Raw genomic sequence first — 18,169 nt, forward strand, 5'->3', positions numbered from 1 at the left:
GTTTATTTCTGGTTATCTCTCCATTCGTAAACCCAGGCCGACTGGATTTGCTCCAGATGTCCTTCATTACTTTCTTCTTTTGTTCCTTTAAAATTAGGCAACGACAATATCCATTCTAATAGCTCCGTGAAACGGATACGATATATTTTGGCTTCATTAAAATCATCACCAAATTTCTCATATAATTCCTGAGCAATATCTTCATGGTCGTTCCAATATATTGGGAGGGCAAACTTATCTTGCATGTTTTTCTATTTATATTTTATAATTAATGGCCTAAAAATTCCGACTGATCCGGGATGGTAACTTCAATATCACCATCAATCACCACACACTGGCAGCCTAAACGGGAAGTGATTCTTGGACGAACGGCCCTATCGATAAAGTCTTCTTCTTTATCTGAAATTTCCTGGATGTTATCCATTCCTTTATTCACATAAACATGACAAGTACTGCAGCCGCATACACCGCCACAGTTATGCTGTAATTCTATTCCATGATCAAGGCAGACATCCAAAACAGACTCTCCGCCGGCAATAGGTAGTTCAACTGTTTCTTTTCCCTGTTCTTCAAAATTTATCTTTAACTTAAAAATACTCATAATCTGGTTCAAAAATAAGCACCAAAAATCGCAATTACATGATTAATGTGATTTTTTAATGCTATTGCTTAAATTTTTATAGATTTCCTGCAAGTGTGGCGATCTTTTCAGGAGCTCTTCGTGTTTTAATATCGTTTTTTTATCATTACGTATTGCTGGTCCGGTCTGCACCGCTTCGGGCAGCGCCTCCTGCACTTTTACTGCTGTTTCCATAATCAAAGGCCTCAGCATTTCGAAATCAAGATCATGTTTTTTAATGATCTGATGGCTCAACTGATAAAGGTGATTTACAAAATTACAGGCAAAAACTCCTGCAACATGCAATATCTCCCGTTTTTTGCTATCTACTTCATAAATTAACGGAGTAAGCTTAACTGCCATCAACCTCAATTGGCTCAGACTTTCTTCGCTGTTTGCTTCCAGGCACAAAGGAACATGAATAAAATCCAAGGGCTGCTGCTTAGAAAAAGTTTGTAATGGATAAAAGACGCCATAGTTCTTAAAACCGGCCAGCACCTCTATTTCAGTTGCCCCTGAAGTATGAACTACAATGCCATTTATTTCTTTTAATTCTTTGGCTACTTTGGCAATCGCATCATCCTTCACTGCGATAAGATATAAGTCTGCATGCTTATCAACAAGCTTCAAATCAGAAATGGCCTGAGCACCTGTTTCATTAGCCAGAAACTGTGCATTTACCAAGTCCCTGCTCCATACCTGAACAATATCAGCACCATTCTCTTTAAAAGCGCCAGCCATGTGCGTAGCTACATTACCGGATCCAATACAAACTATCTTCATAGGGATAACATTAATCGTTAAAGGTTACAAAGCAAGTCTTAGTATAGCTATTTCTAAGCTTATTATAACTTTACTATACCGCCTTAGCTTCTTTTTGTCTTCTAAATATAGAAATAAGAAATCCAATAACCATTACAATAGTACCTACCCAATAAAGATTAATGTAAGGGAATTCAATTGATTTAAATACAACCCAGTCTTTTGCCTGTTGTGGTTTTTCGTAAACCTGCAATTCTACTTTCTTTTGTTCAGGCAACACTTTAGTGAATCGAACTCTTAAACCCAGTTCATCAATGTTACGTGCAAAATCAAATGTATTGTTTCCTTTGATCAGAAATATAGGCTCTGTTTTATATATTTTACCGTTTACGTCAATTTCCAATGGTAATCCTACTGCTAAATCACCAGGAGCAAGTACAAGACTTTTTGCTTTAGGCTGGTTGTTTAAAGCTTTAACTGTTAACACACCACTACTGGTATGTAGTGTATCACCCTCAGCTACATTTACGATCCTGGGTGCTTTATAGTTTTCTTCCTCACGATGTCCCTCATGATCAGCATGCGAATCCTTTTTTTCAGGTGCACTGGTAATGTGGGTGTAAATGTCATAGGTAAGGTAATGCTTGGTATCAGGCGATGCAATTAATCCCATCTTCTCATTTACCTGCACATGTGGATTCAGTTCAAAGTCTTCTTTTACTTTGCCTGTTTTCTCATCAACAACTTTAAAATTCAGTTTATAGAATGTATTCGGTGCAATGGTAGTATCACTGATATAGGTTACTGTATAACGACCCATCTTTTTAGGTTCATTTCTATACAGCACAATATTTTCACCCGGTTTTTCTACTTTTTCAAAATCCTTTACCGGAATAAAATTAGTAGCATTAAGAGAAATTGGCTTATTGGTAGCCGCAGCCACAAGCGCTCCTAAAAGCAATAAGGCAAAACCAATATGGGCTACAGCAGCACCAACCAATTTACGTTTCCCACCAAAAGCTTGTCCCAATATTTTAGCATTAGATAAAATGGCGAATATGCAACTAAAGGTTAACAGGATATACATCAGATTATGATAAACACTGGTGACGTATACAAAACCTGCTGTAATTACAACAGAAAATACCACAGAAGCAATCAGGCTACTATAGAATTTCCGTGGATCAGTTCTTTTATACTTCATGAACTGCGCAAAACCCGATATAATGGTAACCAGAATAGCAAAAGGAGCCTGCCACTGGTTATAATATTTTATAGCATCAATTGGAGGCGCAAACTTGGTTCCAAAAGCCTGGTTAAATACTGGAACGGAAGTAGAAAATATCACCTGAATACAAGCCACGGTGATGACCAGCGCACCAATAAACATCCAAAATTCTCTTGAATAGGTCTCTTCGTCTTTATTGGTGATTGGCAATTCTTTCCATCTACTGATCAGCAGTCCGGTAGGTATAGCCAGGAATACTACATTATATAAAATAAGGTGCCAGAACATCCCCAGATCAGTAAATGAATGCACTGATGTTTCGCCCAATACACCGCTTCTTGTTAAGAAAGATGCGTAAAGTACCAATACAAAACTTATGAGGATCAATACAATTGCAGTAAAAAAGGCATGACCTGTATGCTTAAAAGCGATCATGACATGCACGCCGGCAATTAGGGTTAACCATGGAATGATCGAAGCATTTTCTACCGGATCCCATGCCCAGAAACCACCAAAGTTTAAGGCTTCATACGCCCAGAAAGAGCCCATGATAATCCCTGTACCCAATATCATTACGCCAAATAATGCCCAAGGCATAGCAGGTTTAACCCATTCCTTATAGCGTTTTTGCCATAACCCCGTAACTGCATACGCAAAAGGAACAACCATACTGGCAAAACCCAGGAACAAGGTTGGCGGATGTATCACCATCCAGTAGTTCTGTAGAAGTGGGTTTAATCCCTTCCCATCAGTAATGAATTTAAGATAGTTTTTAAAGTTCTCAGGGTCAGCAAAGACTACCGGTGCCATTTCTTTTAAATTTACCGCATCCCTAAGCAAGATAAACGGAGAACTACCTATACGCTCGCCGAAAATCTGTACGCCAAGCAGCATAGAAGTTAAAAATACCTGTGAGAAGGCTACTACTGTCATCACTCCATTTTCCCATGACTTGGCTTTCCAGATCAGTATTGCTCCCAGCAAAGACTGCCAGAACGCCCAAAGCCAGAAGCTTCCTTCCTGCCCTTCCCAAAAAGCAGATACAATGTAATATACCGGAAGTTCTTTTGAAGAATGAGAGTAAACGTAATAATATTCGTTGTAGTGGTTTAAAATAAGGAAAAACAAGGTTGCCCCTATCCCTATTACACTGGCCCAATTAATTAAGAATGATATACGACCTATACGCGTCCATGAATGATCTCCGATTTCTTTATTTCGTGTAGCAAAGAAATAAGCTATAGTTGAGAGTAAAGAAGCGGCAAACGCCAAAACAATAAAAAATTGGCCGATCTTACCGGGAAGGAGGTTCTCTCCAATAAATTGTATATCCATTAAAATTATTTGTATTTTTCTACTTTACCGTCCTGCTTGACCTCTACAAGGTCGTTGTTATATTTAGATGGACACTTCATCAGTATCTTGGAGGCGTAAAAAGTATCGTCGTTCATTTTTCCGATCAGTACTAATTTCTCTGAGCGTTCAAAATCCTGAGGTTTAGTCCCTGCGTATACTACTTTATTCACTTTTCCCTTTTCGTCTTTCATAAAAAACTCAAAGCGATTTGCATCTTTCATTGCATCATAGTGCATGCCTTTTGCTTTCTCCCAATAGCCCATTACATGGAATTCTTTTGGATCTTTTGCAGCTTCACTAAAGGTTGAATAGGTATTCGTATCTGCATTAAGGCTTACCAAGAAACCTACACACAATGCTATAGTTATTAAACCAATAATTGCACTTTTTCTCATGGATGTAATAAAATTTTAAAAGAAACTTCACAAAGATAAAAAATATAAGTACCTAAAGACCGACGCAGGTATTCAAAACGCTTTGATGACTATTTATTGATAGTTCTCTGACAAATGCGCAAAAAAAATCCGCGATGCATTAAAAAGCATCGCGGATCAAATCGATTATCAACTAACCTTATGGCCAAACACCAAGGTTCATATAAGAAATAGCAATCTTATCAATTGAGCCTACAAAAGCTGCAGTTCTCAATGTTGTAATTCCAGGTTTACTCAAGAAAGTCTCTCTGATTTCATGATAAGAATGAATCATGGTATCTTCCAGACCCGAATTCACCAATTCCATTTCTGAAGCACCTTTAACGATCATTAAACGGTGTTCTGCAGGAATACTTTTACCAGTAAGGCTTTCCAAAGTATTGATCAGGTTAGCGTTAGAATTTTCAGCATAGCGATTTTCCATACGGCCAAAAGCTACGTGTGAAAGGTTTTTCAACCACTCAAAATAAGAAACTGTAACACCACCGGCGTTGCAATACATATCAGGAATAATGATACCACCCATTTCCGTAAAGATCTCTTCCGCTTCAGGAGTAGTTGGTCCGTTAGCACCTTCCGCAATAATTTTTGCTTTGATGTTTCTGATATTCTGTACAGTGATTTGGTTTTCAAGTGCAGCAGGCACTAAAATATCACATGGCTGCTCTAAACCTTCCATAGAGTTTTTAAACTCAGTTGCACCAGGAAAACCTAAAATTGAGCCTGTAAGTTTACGGTGAGCAAATACCTCATCGATATTTAAACCATTTGCATTGTAAATAGCACCTTCAAACTCGCAAAGACCAACGATAGTTGCACCAAACTCGGCCAGGAATTTAGCAGCGTGGTAACCCACATTACCTAAACCTTGAACAATTACACGTTTATCGCCCAAACCAGCCTTAAGACCTATTTTCGCCATATCTTCTGCAACATTTACGCATTCTCTTACTGCATAAGCTACACCACGACCGGTAGCTTCCTTACGTCCACGAATACCGTGTAATGCAATTGGCTTACCTGTAACGCAACCCAGGGCATCAAGGTTACCAGGGTTCATGGTCATATAAGTATCCGCAATCCAGCTCATCTCACGTTCGCCGGTTCCATAATCAGGAGCAGGAACATCGATACCAGGACCAATGAAATTCTTTTTAATTAATTCTGTCGTATAACGGCGGGTAATGTTCTCCAACTCACCAATTGTATAATTCTTAGGATTTATACATATCCCCCCTTTTGCACCCCCAAATGGTACGTTTACAATAGCACATTTGTAAGTCATCAGTGCTGCAAGTGCCATTACCTCATCCTCATTTACCATGTCGCTGTAACGGATACCACCTTTTGTTGGGTTCATGTGCTGGGAGTGTTCTACTCGCCATGCATCAATTACCTCGAATCCATTACCTCTACGAATAGGGAACTGGAAACGGTACACACTGTTACAAGCTTTAATTTGAGTTAATAAACCTTCCGGATGGGCGGTAAATTGTGCGGCACTGTCAAAATTCTTGCAGACATCTGCAAAGAAATTTGTCTCATTTGCTGTATTAGCCATTATTTGTTTTTTATGAATTTGAAATAAGTTCTCAGTTATGAATACAAAATTGCACTAAAAAAAACGATTAATACAAATGAATAATAGCTTAGTGTACGCGAAACACTACATCAAATTACAGAAAAAAACGGCGTTTAAACAGTTTAAAATTAGTTTTTAGCAGCAGATTTTTGCTCTAATTTTTTTAATCTTTTTTCGATCGAGAATAGAAAAAAAATCAAGCCGAACAAAATTAATAGAACGCAAGCAACAACAACATATATTTTACCTGAAGCATATACGCTTTCAGTAATTGATGAATTTCCATTTTGTGCAAATAACTGCATTGCAAACATCAACATTAAAAAGGTAACTGAAATTTTCTTCATGACTATAAGGTATTCTTTTTTTCTAATGAACGGACTCTGTATAAAATGGTATATATCCAATACCCGATAAGTATCCAACCTATACAGGCAGGATAAAATACAGCCCGCATACGGCTATCTAAATCGTAAGAATTGAAACCCGGATTACCTCCATTTCCCGGATGTAAAGAATCAGATAAACGTGGCAATACAAAAAGTAACACCACCATCATCGGGAAGGCAAATATGTTATAAATAGCAGCTATTTTAGCTCGCTTTTGTTCTTCATCAATTGCATTACGCAACACCAGGTAAGCGAAGTACAACAACAGGGCGATAGCAGCAAAATTTTGTTTTACATCAAAACTCCAGGCCTGCCCCCAGGTAAACTTGGCCCATATCGCACCGGTTATAATTCCGAGAACACCGAAAATGATACCCGCATTAACGCTTTCGACAGCTTTAAGGTCATGCTCAGCATTATTATTACTTAAAAATTTGATACTGTGGTAAACAGATACGCTAAATAATACGATCATTCCAAACCACATCGGTACGTGGAAATAAAGGTTTCTTATACTTTCATGCAAAATAGGTAACTCGGGTACGCTTGATAAAAATCCCGCAATTGTTGAGTAAGTGACCAACAATGCACCTAATATTTTCCACCAGTTCTTATACATTATATACGTTTAATTCGGACAAAGGTAATAACTGGACCCTGTATTTTTATCATAAAGATGTAAATCAGATTTTGATGGGATTAGAATACCTTCTGATCTAAAATACCGTTACTTCAACCATACTATTTTTTTCCTAATTTTTCTACTGCTGCTCTTAACAAATCCGCATGGTTATATATGTCATCCACCACCACTAACTCGTGTTTAATTTCCTTCTTATTCTCATCTAGCACCGCTAAATACTTCTTATTACCTAAATACAGTCTGCATATTGTTTTACGATTGTTGTCGTCAAGCAATATTGCAAAGTATGAGAGTGCATCACGATGTACTATTCGTTTTGGATCAATAATTTCTCGTAAGATTGACTTCACAATAAAGTACCCTTCAATTTCCTCCTCAGTAGTTACAATTCCGGTTTCAGTTGCCATGACTGGTTCGGCTGTACTTTTTACTTCAGTTTCATTGCTGTTGGCTTCTTCCTTACCTAAAGCCGTTTTCAGCCTATCGGTAATTGCATCATTCAGAACCTGATTAGAAGACCGTTTAACCAATTCAGTAAATTGAGCAAGAATTTTCTCAGTCAACTTCCCCTGATATACCTGACTAGCGAAATGCTTTACAAATACTATCGAAGGGTCTCTAAGCTCAGATGTAATTAGGGCTTTGAGTTCATTTGTAAACTTCAGATCGGATGCCGTATTTGAAATATTCTCTATATCAAAATATGACTTATGGAATTTCTTTAATTCCTCTATCTGCATATCCTTGATTTCAGCAATATTGAATTCAAAGAATGGCTTATCATCCATCTTATTGGGCTCATTAAGATCTGTATAAAACCTATAATTCAACCCATTAGTTAATAAACTGAATTTAGCCTTAGTAACATGGAAATATCTAAAAAGCTGTGAATTGTGCGGATCCAACTTTTCCAGGTGATGCTTGCATTCAATGATGATGATTGGGTCTCCATCCTTCATGATTGCATAATCAACTTTCTCACCCTTTTTAATGCCAATATCTGCTATAAATTCCGGATTAACTTCAAAAGGATCAAATACATCAAATCCTAATAATCTGATAAATGGCATGATCAGCGCATTTTTAGTTGCTTCTTCTGTTTGTATCTGAGGAATCATCTTGGCAGTTCTTGTGCCCAACTGCTTTACTTCGTCTTTAAAATCCATATTAAATACCTTATTATAATTAAGTTCTATGTCCCAGCGATATCTGTCACCCTATTTTTTCACTTTTCTAATAAATCGCTCTGAAATCTCATTTTCCGGGATAATCCGGCCATCACGAAGAATCATCATCGTTGTAGCATCTGTAGGATGCTCAAACACATGAAAACCAGCCCTGCAATTGGAAAATCGATACCTGAGGGCCCGAAGGCCCTCACAAAAACCATCTTGTGTAGTCTTATGGTATACGTATTGAGAGCAAGTGATTCTAAAAATACATGGTCGTCTTTTCTCTTTCGGAATTAAGGCCCAATAGATCTTAATGGCCAGAAGAAACAGCGCTTTCATGACGGGTTTCTTTGCTAAAAACAACCATCTGATAAGAAGCCATATAACCGGGCTTCGCCCCAATCCCAAAGCATCCCGAGTGTGGCTGTACATAAGTGGAAACGCCTTCTAATCTGACATATTTCCAGCCTTGGTTGCTATATTGTTCAATCAGTCTGCACAATTGCTGGGCTACAACCGCTGCAGTTTCCTTTTTTTGATCTAGTGTAGCGGTGAATGGTATTACTGTATATTCCATATCAGACAATAATTAACTGTTATGACAAGTTGGTGAACAGTAATAACAACCATCGACTTGTAGGTAGTGTCTTTTTGCCGCCATAACTGCGCCTTCACATGAATAAAATTCTCCTAAATCCAACTTACTTACAATCCTTGAAAGATAAAGGCAAGTTTCGTCATGAACTTCATGGTCACCATTAGACTGAACATGCCTGTTTACGTAATATTTCTTTTTCATAATTTAAAAATTTTAGTTCTTAATTATGATTCGAAAGTAGACAGCTGAACAAAGTTTCCCTTACGGGAAACCGTAAAGCGAGAAATTAAAGTATTATATAATTTTGAAATCTTTACAATAGGCAATAAGCTGCTCATTGGTCGAAAAACCCAAAACATCTTTGATCAAATTGAGGCGCTTTTCAATACTGCTCAAACCAGAAGGTTTGATATTTTTGCTCTGAAGGTATTCAGGAATATCTTTTTGTTTTACCCCACCCGCAAGCAAAGCAATAATAGTGGTATCGTAGCTTGTAAAATCATAAGTATTTCTTTCTTTCACCAGAACTTTCATTTGAGCGGGGAAATACTTATTCCCTTGCGCAATTGCTTCCAGAGCCGACCTAAGTTCCTTCGCATCATGCCGGGCTTTACGCACGTACCCATCAATTCCCAGATCTTTGATCAGCATATCTATCACAGCAGGCTTACCCTCTGCCGAAAATACCAGAACCTTAAGTCCCGGTTGTTCGTCTTTAATAGCCTTAATCAGCGCTGCGCCATCAACAATTTTCTGGATGTTATGATCTTCCTCAAATGAAAGATCGGTGATCAGCAAATCATACGGCTGACCTGTTTTGAGGCCCTTTTGGATTCTGGCAAAAGCATCGTCGCAATAAAACACATAATCAGGATCTACAATTTTTAAATCCCCTATGGTTTTGCGCACAGAAATACTAGTACTTTCCTGATCCTCTGCAATTAGTACGCGTTCGAACATCATATATCTTTAGGTAGCTGTAAAGGAAATGTGAATTCTCAATCCCCTATCATTTTTTGTATCAAAAGTAATTGCCCCACCAATACTGCCAATACGGTTTCCCGTATTGCTCAAGCCATTTTTAAAATTTGGCTTTCCTTTGATTCCAATCCCATCATCTGTATAATGAATATTCACTTGATTACCGATTTGCTCAAACTTCACTACCACATTACTTGCGCTGCTATGCTTTTTCATATTCACCATCAGCTCCTGAAGAATATGCTCAATTTCATGTTTTGCTTTTGAACTCACCCGGTTCCACAATGCTTCTTCATTGCCCACGAGAGAGATTCTCCTGTTACTAGCGCCAAATGACGCCATCAAGCCATTAATTTTCTCTTGAAAATTAGGCTCAGCTACATGATTCTCTTCATAAGTAATGTCGCGCGACTTCTCATAAAGTACTTCTATGCCATCCAAAACTCTTTCCTTATCCATGTCTTCCCTATTTTCAATTTCCGACATCATTCTGTACAGTCCGTTTGCAACAACATCGTGCACCCTTTTATGGATCTTCAGCTTGTTGTCACGAATGGCCGCCTCCGCTTCCAACGCTAACTTTTCCTTTCTTTTCTTGTACCACAGTACAGAAATGACCGCACCGGCTATGAAAATCAAAACCGTCCCAGCCAGCAAAAATTTTTGTTTAGTAATCTGATACTTCTTTTCTGCATTGTCTTTCTGCAAATTGAGGTTATCCGCTTTATTTTTCTCCGTTTCATACCGAATAACGGCAAACTGGTTCTTAGCAGCATTCCGGTCGGTCTCTAAACTGTCTTCTAATTTTTTGTACGTGTCAAAATATTGCTTTGCTTGCTGATGCGGGCTCAGTTTAATCAGCCTTTCCAGTGCATACAATTGATCGTCTGCACTTTTTATCTGCTGTGCCAAAAGGTACATAGTGCGAGCATAGAAAATTGCAGAATCTGGCTTTTTAAGCATGTAAAAATCCGCAAGGTGAGCTAAACTTGCATTCTGCCCAAATAGGTCATTCACTTTCTGACGAATATGCAAAGCTTTTAAGAAATCGGGTACCGGATTATATTGAGGATTTTGTAACCATTTCGTTTTCGAAGTATTGGATAATATCCTCGAAAATGTAATCGGATTCTCCTTTATACTCTTGGTAGTAATCAGCTTGTTAAAATATCGAAGTGCTTGATCATACTTATGCTGATCGGTTAAATTAACAGCCAGATTATTTAGATAGATATTTCTAGAAGCTTCCTTATTGGAAAGTTCGATAGCCTTGAGCAGAAACTGAGCAGACTCCCGGTTATGTTTTAACCGACTGGCCATTTTCCCCAAGTTATTATAATTGGTCGATAAGATTTCTCTTTGAGGTTCAACCGCAGGATTCAGATATTTGATTGCCGAGAGCGAAATTTCCTGACTTCCAAAAAAATCACCACGGTCGCCACTAATGATAGCCATATTGATCAGCGATTTTGCGACTTTAACACTATCGCCGTCTTTTAAGGCTTTCTCCTTAGCTTTATTAAAGTATAGGAAACTGCTATCCGGAAGATTGTGATCAGAAAAATACCAGGCCCGATCATAATATGGATTGTCCTTAGAAACCTCCTGTTTAATCTCATCCTGATGACAAGAAAATAAAAGTAATAAAATAAGAGGCGTTATATATCTTTTCAAGATTTTTATTATTTCCCTAAAATAAAAAAATACGGGCAAAAAATGCCCGTATTTTATATTTATTACCTAGGTGGGTTGTTGCCCATTTCGCCACCTGGGCCATCAGGAATATCTGGGATATCATTGGTGGTTACAACCTGACTGTTATTAGTTGATGCTGTAGTTGAGTGCGAAGGGCAAATAAACCCCATTAAAAGATAAAAAATAATACTATACATGATTCAAAAATTTAGAATTGAAATACTTGGTAGGCCTCCGCGAATCCGATCGCGGCGGTTGCTACATTGGCATTTCAGAAGCGCTTCTGAAATTTTTGGGAAGAATTGAGATTCCATTACGGGAGACAGTAACTGCTTCCCAAACCGGTCATTACCTACCGCAACTTCCTCTCATTTAAAATCTGTCTGTACATGAGCCGCAATAGCTAATCAAGGCTCCAACCGATTTCGAAAGCAAATGTATGGCGGTCAAAAACCCTGATCACCATACGGTTCCGATCATTCCGATAAATCCGGCGGAATTCCGGAAAACCATAAAAGATTCCGAAAATTCCAGTTACATTTACTTATCAATTCATAGGATAATGCTCGATGATTATAAAAAAGCGGTGATTTTTGATTACCACCAAAAGAAGGTGAAGAGATTACTTTCTTTAAATTTATCACATCCTACACCCGCCAAATTGAGGCACGAATGTCTTCTGGTTTTAAACACAAGGCCGCAAATAAAGGATGAGAAAATTATCAGAGACTTTTTCAATTTAGGTGCTATTTCCAATGACTATAGTAGCAGCATTGAAAGATTTGATCCTGAAAAACTCAAACCCTTGGATAACTATTTAAAAGGAAAGACAGTATCTACTGAGCCAAGGAATATCGAACTTTTGGCCTGGCTTATAGATTTTGAACCCAGACCATACCAATACGGAGTAATCTATGCTACAACAAAAGAACTACCAGCTGAAGAAATAAAGGATATAAAAGAAGTCTTTGAACCGGAACAACCTAAACCAGAAAGACCCGAGAAAGAAGAATCTAAAATTCTAGCCAAGTATGGAATTGACATCATAATTTTGCTTATAACTATTATTGGTGGAATCGGCTTATCTATGCGAAACGCCAGTATTGAACGTACGACCACAGCCTACATCTGCACCAGTAAGGTTGCAAAAAAATATCATCTAAACGCTAAATGTCATGGTTTGAATAACTGTAAAAGCGAAATTGTCCCAACTACTATAGCTAAAGCAAAAGATGGTGGGAAAACCTTATGTGAAATTGAACATTAGCCTCAACTAAAGTTATGAACTGTAGATTCCTCTCATGGCACACTGCGAGTGGTGTCAACATCCTCCTGAATATCAACTACTTTATTTGACCGGTTACTCTTGAGATACAAATGTATAATATTCTGCAAAACATTAATTAAGCAGGATCTCACCAAACCTTATAGATCCGAAATTCAATTTACCTGCGGTTTCCGCTGAATTAGCCAAATTCTATCCATTTTATTAATGGTCTGATTACGTTTGCTCAAAATATTTCAAAAGCTAACATATCAAAAAAATATGATTGCTAGCTAATAGGCATTGCAACATAATTAACCATTCTTATGATTTTAAACCCAACTGTAATAACTGATATCAAAAGTATTATTCATACCGCAAGAAATAAGGCGATCCGAGCAGTAGATACAGAAAGGGTACTTATGTATTGGCATATTGGTCAAAGAATCTTCCTCGAAGAACAAGAAGGGAAAGACAGAGCCGAATACGGGAAATTCCTGATAAATACGATTTCTGAAAAGCTTGAGCCCGAATATGGTACCGGATTCTCTTCCCGACATTTGAATTGGTATCGTCAATTTTATCGCGTTTTCCCAATTGTGAACGCACTGCGTTCACAATTGAGTTGGACCCATTATCGAATCCTAATTAAGCTTGATAATCAAAACATTATAGATTTCTACATCGCTGAAACAGTTAAAAACAACTGGTCTTCTCGCCAATTAGAGCGCCAAATTAACAGCAACCTATTCCAGCGGCTCTTAACGAGCAATGATAAGGATACTGTTTTAGCAGTTGCCAGTAAGGTACAACACCCTACCGATGCAAAACAGATTATCAAAGATCCAATGTACCTTGAGTTTCTTGGTCTTAAAAGAGAATCCTCTTATTACGAGCGAGACTTAGAGGCTGCTATTATTACACACCTACAGGAGTTCCTCCTGGAATTGGGAAATGGATTTTCTTTTGTTGCAAGACAAAAGCGCATCCATATCGGTGGCGACGATTTCTTTTGCGATTTAGTGTTATACAATCGTCTTCTCTCCTGCTTTGTGATCCTGGAAATCAAGAGAAATAAGCTGACCCATGGTGATATCGGCCAAATGCAGATGTATGTGAATTATTACGACCGTATCGAAAAACTGCCGACAGAAAATCCAACAATAGGTATATTACTTTGCGCAGATAAAAATGATGCTGTGGTGAAATTTACGTTACCAGAAAACAACCAAACCATCGTTGCAAGTAAATATCAATTGTATTTACCTACAGAACAGCAACTAATTAATGAAATTAACAAAGAGATCAACATTTAATCCCTCCACAAGTACGGAAACAGCAATAAAGACACAGCCATAACCAATACATTGATCACCAGCAGTACCCCCACCTCGTCCCAGCTTACGCTTCGATCCAGCCCGTCAATTGCATTTTTTGTTAACCTGATCAGCACGACCAGCACAGGAATTATAATTGGAAAACTAAGAATAGCCATCAGCATCCCACCGTTGCCAGCTTTAGATGCAATAGCAGATACCATGGTAAATATGGTTGAAAAACTCAGACTACCTAGAACTGTAGCCAAAAGATACATTGGTAAATCCTCCGGCACATAGCCAAAAACCATCATATAAAAGCCAAGCGCGATAACAGTCAGCAACAACATTAACAAGACATTATAAACAGTCTTCGAAATGATCAAAGCTGCTGGACTTGCAATGGTATAAATATAAAGCTGCCTACCCTTACTTTCCTGCAAAAAACTTTTAGAAACTGCATTTATAGATGCAAAAAGCATAATGATCCAGAATAACGCATTCCAAGTAATCTTATCGACACTTACAAAGGACAAAAAACATACAAACACAGTAGAAACGACATACAGAAGCACACCGTTTAAAGTGTACTTTGAGCGCCACTCCAGTAGCAATTCTTTTTTAATTAAGTGTTTTACCTGGCTTACTAAATTCATTCAGCCGCAAAGATACTATTTCGCTTTATATCCAACTAACTCCGGGGTCAAAATCCTTGCAACAACAGGAGCTGAAGAAATTTGATCAGCACCAACCTGAAGCGGCTGTTTACGAGCCTGTCCATCCATATCAACAGTAATTAATGGGTATGTACCTGCAACATTTAAAGCAGGATCAGCCTCCTGAAGATGGAATGTTCCATTAGCATCACGTACCAATTTAGGATCTAAAATTTTATATGCACCTTCGGGAATACTTCCAGGGCCTTTCACCTTATAAATAATATTACCTTCCCACTTAGGATTAACAAACGGACCATTGATAACCGCAGCCTCTTCACCACCCTGAATTAAATTGTTAATGATAGTAATATCAGTTGCGCCCAAACCTATTGGTGTTCTTGGGTTTAAAGTGATATTCTTTTTGTTATTTACCAATGTATTGAAAGCAATTAACACCCTATCCGGACGATCATGAGAAGTCAGCGGAGCACCATCAGCCACTTCAGCACCACCATTACCAATGTTAATGGCAACATCACAATTCTCAAAATAATTGCTGTAAATGATATGGTCATCACCAAAAATCCTTAATCCAGGTGTTTTGGTAAAATAGTTACCATACACCTTATTAAAATTACCATGTCTTAAAGTCATCTGCGCTTTGCAATCGCGAACCGTATTGTATCGGATCGTTACTGCCGAAGATTTAACGGAGAGCAATTCATTCTCTCCCTCGCAGTTTTCAAACAAGTTGTATTCAAAAATACTGTTGCTCGAAGAAAGGCTAAAACCACTTAAACCAAACTGTACGGACTCTGCTCCATTTCCACTTTGTTGAGCAAAATTGTGAAAATAATTATGGTGTATCCACAAACGTTCAGCAATTTGCTTGCCTACTCCCCTAACCCCAATAAACTTGCCTAAAGCATTTTTATTCTGAAAAGTATTGTAATCCACCTGATGATCATTTCCAATTATAGATAAATAATTCCCCTCACCAAACCCTTCAAAAATATTTCTTGTCCACTGGCAAAAACTGCTTCCAGCTGCTATTTCATTTTTATTTGATGCATTAGCGAACTTAAAACCACGAATAATCACATAAGTAGCAGGACTTTGAATACTCAATCCACCTGTTCCATTTATTTCTGCTCCACCAATCGTTTCGGCAGCAATCGTAATTGGTTTAGCAGCGGTTCCTTTACTCTTCACCACAATATTATCTGTAGTTGTATAAACCCCATTCTTCAGCAAAATCACATCTCCGGCCACTGCATTATCAATTGCCTTTTGTAATTCAGGTAACGAAGCAACAGTAATCGTCTTTGCAAAACTGGCTGCAGGATGAGCAAGCATTAAAATTAGCAGAAAGGCACAAGCCCCTAAAACCTGCTTTTTCAGTTGATTTGTAATGGTTAATATCATAATTTGGTCTTTCCAATAAGGTGATCAAGTTAGGTTTTCTTTGTTTACATATAGTAAGCTAAATATTCATATTATTGTATCAAAATGGCAAATCAATATTGTACAATCGTAGATAGCCCCATAGGTGAACTGAGCATTTTTGCGGATGATGACTTTGTAAACAAGATTACTTTTAAAAAGACAGATACCTCGCATTTAACTGAAAACAAAATTTCAAAACTTGCTGCTTCGCAATTGAGCGATTATTTCGAAGGAAAACTCCAATCGTTCGACCTACCCATGAGCCAAAGCGGAACAGATTTTCAACAAAATGTATGGAAGGAGCTTACCACCATAAAATATGGAACAACGATTTCCTACCTACAGTTTTCCACCCAGCTAAACAATCCACTCGCCATACGGGCTATAGCTGCAGCAAATGGAAAAAATGAGCTGGCAATAGTCATCCCCTGCCACCGTGTAATAGGTAGTAATGGTAAACTTGTTGGCTATGCCGGCGAACTATGGCGCAAACAATGGCTGCTCGATCATGAACGTGAGATCAGTAAGCAAGGGCAAATGACTTTAAGATTTTAATAGATAAATTTTCAGAACAAATGAACGGATACCTCGATATTATATTTAGAAGTCTTTCGGTATATGTTTTTATGCTTGTAGCAATCCGCTTAACGGGTAAAAAAGAACTTTCGCAGCTAAATACTACCGATGTAGTTTTAATCTTGCTGATCAGTAATGCGGTACAGAATGCTATGGTAGGCAGCGACACCAGCCTTTTAGGTGGACTGGTTGCCGCTGCAGTATTATTTGCGCTTAATTATCTGCTAAAAAAGCTGATGTTTAAGAATGAAAAATTCAGGAATATGATCACTGAAAAACCCGAAATCCTGATTCACAATGGCAACCTCGATTTTGCAAAACTCAGTAAACTTGGTATCACCAATGAAGAACTTCAGGAAGCAATAAGGGAGCATGGTATTGAAAAATATAAGGATGTTAAGCTCGCTATCATGGAAGCCGATGGAAACATCAGCATCATTAGCGGAGACGGGAGCTTAAAACAAACTCAGTATAAACGAAAAAGAAGACATAAATCCCTTAGCGATCTAAACTAATCATTTTTGGTTTTCTAACAGTAATCATAACCAATGCTCCGGCAAGTATCACAAACCATCCCCATTTAAATTTCACTAAACCTGAGGCAAGGTTGACCAACTTTTTAAAATGAAGGAAACCAAATGACGCCTGCGTTTTAAATTGAATACCTGCAAGCGAAAGCACCACCAATGCAATAACTGCCCAACCCGCAAATTTAACTAAACCTGCTTTTTCGGTAAATGCACCTATCAAACCAATTACCACCAATACATAAAAAGTAATGGCCAGTGTTAGGTCAACCTGAAAATAATTCCAGTTTCCTAAAATAGGCACACGTACCAATGGGCACATGCCACCAATAGCCATAACCACAGCACCTGCAATTCCTTGACTTTTTACCATTACCCTCTTGTGTTGATTCCCATTTTATCAGCAAAATGCGCACAATAATCACGCAAATCTTCCACAATCAGGTTCTCGCCGGTAGCCTTTAAAAAGCTATCACCCATAGTTTGTAAGGTCTCATAAAAAAAACGCTTCATCTCATCAACAGGCATATCTTTAGTCCACAGATCAATACGCATTGAGTTTTTATAGTTGTGATCCCAAAGGGCCAGCATCATTGATTTTACAGGCACTTGTTCTTTAGTTTCGGCATCTGTAGATTCCCAAAGGATATTGTCCGGCACATTATTGTCATCCAGTTGAACTGTGATTTTAATTTCTGCTTGTTTCATTTATTTATTGTTTTTTCTATTATAAGATGAAGCCTTTGATGATTAATTTTAATCATTTTGGGTCCATTAAATTATACTAACTTTTATTATAAATATTAAAGTGACGATGAAAACGATTAATACGCCTTCAATTATCCAAAGCTTTTTAAGACTGGGAATAATTTTTCTGAAAATCTGATCAGATACAAAAGCAATAATAGCTGTCAAAAAACA

General features: G+C 37.9%; 21 protein-coding genes. 4 read left to right on the forward strand and 17 right to left on the reverse strand.

Features of this window, described 5'->3' with window-relative positions; translation table 11 throughout:
* Positions 1 to 2: 2 nt before the first annotated feature.
* The 13 genes from iscX to P0Y49_16245 form a co-directional block, all read right to left on the reverse strand.
* Positions 3 to 245: a Fe-S cluster assembly protein IscX gene (gene iscX / locus P0Y49_16185; GenBank protein WEK18330.1), complete on the reverse strand. Its 243-nt coding sequence runs from the start codon at positions 243 to 245 to the stop codon at positions 3 to 5.
* A 23-nt stretch (positions 246 to 268) separates the two neighbouring features.
* A complete protein-coding gene (locus P0Y49_16190; protein WEK18331.1) occupies positions 269 to 601 on the reverse strand; it encodes a 2Fe-2S iron-sulfur cluster-binding protein in 333 nt (110 codons plus the stop codon).
* Positions 602 to 643: 42 nt separating this feature from the next.
* A complete protein-coding gene (locus tag P0Y49_16195; protein WEK18332.1) occupies positions 644 to 1,402 on the reverse strand; it encodes a DUF2520 domain-containing protein in 759 nt (252 codons plus the stop codon).
* Positions 1,403 to 1,475: 73 nt separating this feature from the next.
* Complete coding sequence (gene ccsA, locus P0Y49_16200; protein ID WEK18333.1) at positions 1,476 to 3,944, reverse strand: cytochrome c biogenesis protein CcsA; 2,469 nt, start codon at positions 3,942 to 3,944, stop codon at positions 1,476 to 1,478.
* A gap of 5 nt (positions 3,945 to 3,949) precedes the next feature.
* Positions 3,950 to 4,360 carry a cytochrome c maturation protein CcmE gene (locus P0Y49_16205; protein ID WEK18334.1) on the reverse strand — a complete coding sequence of 137 codons (411 nt, stop codon included), beginning with the start codon at positions 4,358 to 4,360 and terminating at the stop codon, positions 3,950 to 3,952.
* A gap of 178 nt (positions 4,361 to 4,538) precedes the next feature.
* On the reverse strand, positions 4,539 to 5,960 hold the full coding sequence (locus P0Y49_16210; protein ID WEK18335.1) for a Glu/Leu/Phe/Val dehydrogenase: 1,422 nt from the start codon (positions 5,958 to 5,960) through the stop codon (positions 4,539 to 4,541).
* A 149-nt stretch (positions 5,961 to 6,109) separates the two neighbouring features.
* Complete coding sequence (locus P0Y49_16215) at positions 6,110 to 6,328, reverse strand: CcmD family protein (GenBank protein WEK18336.1); 219 nt, start codon at positions 6,326 to 6,328, stop codon at positions 6,110 to 6,112.
* A gap of 2 nt (positions 6,329 to 6,330) precedes the next feature.
* Positions 6,331 to 6,990, reverse strand: coding sequence for a cytochrome c biogenesis protein CcsA (gene ccsA / locus P0Y49_16220; protein WEK18337.1), 660 nt, complete (start codon positions 6,988 to 6,990; stop codon positions 6,331 to 6,333).
* Between the two features lie 122 nt (positions 6,991 to 7,112).
* Positions 7,113 to 8,180, reverse strand: coding sequence for a type I restriction endonuclease (locus P0Y49_16225; GenBank protein ID WEK18338.1), 1,068 nt, complete (start codon positions 8,178 to 8,180; stop codon positions 7,113 to 7,115).
* Between the two features lie 316 nt (positions 8,181 to 8,496).
* Positions 8,497 to 8,763: a hypothetical protein gene (locus P0Y49_16230; GenBank protein WEK18339.1), complete on the reverse strand. Its 267-nt coding sequence runs from the start codon at positions 8,761 to 8,763 to the stop codon at positions 8,497 to 8,499.
* A 315-nt stretch (positions 8,764 to 9,078) separates the two neighbouring features.
* Complete coding sequence (locus P0Y49_16235; protein WEK21804.1) at positions 9,079 to 9,744, reverse strand: response regulator; 666 nt, start codon at positions 9,742 to 9,744, stop codon at positions 9,079 to 9,081.
* Between the two features lie 9 nt (positions 9,745 to 9,753).
* Positions 9,754 to 11,439, reverse strand: a complete 1,686-nt coding sequence (locus P0Y49_16240; GenBank protein ID WEK18340.1) for an ATP-binding protein — start codon at positions 11,437 to 11,439, stop codon at positions 9,754 to 9,756.
* Between the two features lie 62 nt (positions 11,440 to 11,501).
* On the reverse strand, positions 11,502 to 11,657 hold the full coding sequence (locus P0Y49_16245; GenBank protein WEK18341.1) for a hypothetical protein: 156 nt from the start codon (positions 11,655 to 11,657) through the stop codon (positions 11,502 to 11,504).
* 365 nt (positions 11,658 to 12,022) lie between these two features.
* On the opposite strand from P0Y49_16245, the gene P0Y49_16250 reads away from it, so the two are divergent.
* Both P0Y49_16250 and P0Y49_16255 read left to right on the forward strand, forming a co-directional pair.
* Positions 12,023 to 12,727, forward strand: a complete 705-nt coding sequence (locus P0Y49_16250) for a hypothetical protein (GenBank protein WEK18342.1) — start codon at positions 12,023 to 12,025, stop codon at positions 12,725 to 12,727.
* 323 nt (positions 12,728 to 13,050) lie between these two features.
* The gene (locus tag P0Y49_16255; protein ID WEK18343.1) at positions 13,051 to 14,040 is read left to right on the forward strand and encodes a PDDEXK nuclease domain-containing protein; all 990 of its coding nucleotides are present in this window, start codon (positions 13,051 to 13,053) and stop codon (positions 14,038 to 14,040) included.
* Here the strand turns inward: P0Y49_16255 and P0Y49_16260 are convergent.
* Complete coding sequence (locus tag P0Y49_16260) at positions 14,037 to 14,696, reverse strand: heme exporter protein CcmB (protein ID WEK18344.1); 660 nt, start codon at positions 14,694 to 14,696, stop codon at positions 14,037 to 14,039. The two genes, P0Y49_16255 and P0Y49_16260, sit on opposite strands and share 4 nt — an antisense overlap.
* 15 nt (positions 14,697 to 14,711) lie before the next feature.
* Entirely contained in the window at positions 14,712 to 16,124 is a 1,413-nt protein-coding gene (locus tag P0Y49_16265) for a polysaccharide lyase 6 family protein (protein WEK18345.1), read from the reverse strand.
* Positions 16,125 to 16,208: 84 nt separating this feature from the next.
* On the opposite strand from P0Y49_16265, the gene P0Y49_16270 reads away from it, so the two are divergent.
* Positions 16,209 to 16,700 carry a methylated-DNA--[protein]-cysteine S-methyltransferase gene (locus P0Y49_16270; protein ID WEK18346.1) on the forward strand — a complete coding sequence of 164 codons (492 nt, stop codon included), beginning with the start codon at positions 16,209 to 16,211 and terminating at the stop codon, positions 16,698 to 16,700.
* 20 nt (positions 16,701 to 16,720) lie between these two features.
* Entirely contained in the window at positions 16,721 to 17,236 is a 516-nt protein-coding gene (locus P0Y49_16275; GenBank protein WEK18347.1) for a DUF421 domain-containing protein, read from the forward strand.
* Here the strand turns inward: P0Y49_16275 and P0Y49_16280 are convergent.
* Positions 17,220 to 17,621, reverse strand: a complete 402-nt coding sequence (locus tag P0Y49_16280) for a hypothetical protein (GenBank protein ID WEK18348.1) — start codon at positions 17,619 to 17,621, stop codon at positions 17,220 to 17,222. The genes P0Y49_16275 and P0Y49_16280 overlap by 17 nt on opposite strands.
* Complete coding sequence (gene gldC, locus P0Y49_16285; protein WEK18349.1) at positions 17,621 to 17,956, reverse strand: gliding motility protein GldC; 336 nt, start codon at positions 17,954 to 17,956, stop codon at positions 17,621 to 17,623. Before gldC ends, P0Y49_16280 begins: the two co-directional genes overlap by 1 nt.
* Positions 17,957 to 18,169: the final 213 nt, after the last annotated feature.

Source organism: Candidatus Pedobacter colombiensis, from assembly GCA_029202485.1.
Classification (GTDB): Bacteria; Bacteroidota; Bacteroidia; order Sphingobacteriales; family Sphingobacteriaceae; genus Pedobacter; species Pedobacter colombiensis.